Annotated in this window: 1 pseudogene; it reads right to left on the reverse strand. The window is 46.4% G+C overall.

Annotation, left to right across the window (positions count from 1 at the left end):
• A pseudogene (locus P20439_RS11210) lies at positions 1–608 on the reverse strand (IS21 family transposase); the annotation flags it as partial.
• Positions 609–700: the final 92 nt, after the last annotated feature.

A 700-nucleotide genomic window follows, 5' to 3' on the forward strand; every position in this document is an offset into this window, starting at 1 on the left:
AGACTGTCTGTACGCACTTCTTTAGGCACACCGCCGGCTGCTTTAAATGCGTTTTGCACGCCATCAGAAAAAGCAGCAAAGCTTTCACCGCCGTAAATCACTTGGGCGTAAGCCCAGCCACTGGCGGGCATACGATAATGAAACAACATATGCTTAAGGGGTTCACTAGCAATGGTAACGGGTGACTTCACATGTGTGAAATCACATATACCTAATAGGCCATACTCGTGTGTTTGCAGGAATACGACCTCTTTGCTTGAGCCATACAGTGCCCGCCATTTATGAATTCGACGCTCTAATGTACGCCGTGAGCTCGGGTTAAATTTGTCGGTGTGAAACTCGCAAAGATGATCAAAAATTCCCACTGGAGTTAACGTAGCATCACCTTGAAGTAGAGGGACAACAATACTGTCCCAGATAGATTCAAGTGGATCTATACGTGTTCGCCATTGGCGTTTATTAGACAATGGCTGCTCATCCAGTTTATCAATGCGCCTTGCTGAACGTTCAGAAATACCTGCTTTCGCAGCCGCGATAACTTGGCTATTACGCTTTCTATGTTTCATATAAATAGTGACCTGCTGATCAGTGATTCGTGTTCCCGGCACAGTGAACTCCTCCGTTCTGCTGTACCGAACCTTATCAGATCAACCGGCCAAGATAATTGTCGCTAGACCGGCCACCGTAATTGTCGCTTAAT

It is taken from the genome of Pseudoalteromonas sp. BSi20439 (assembly GCF_000241165.1).
Lineage (GTDB): Bacteria > Pseudomonadota > Gammaproteobacteria > Enterobacterales > Alteromonadaceae > Pseudoalteromonas.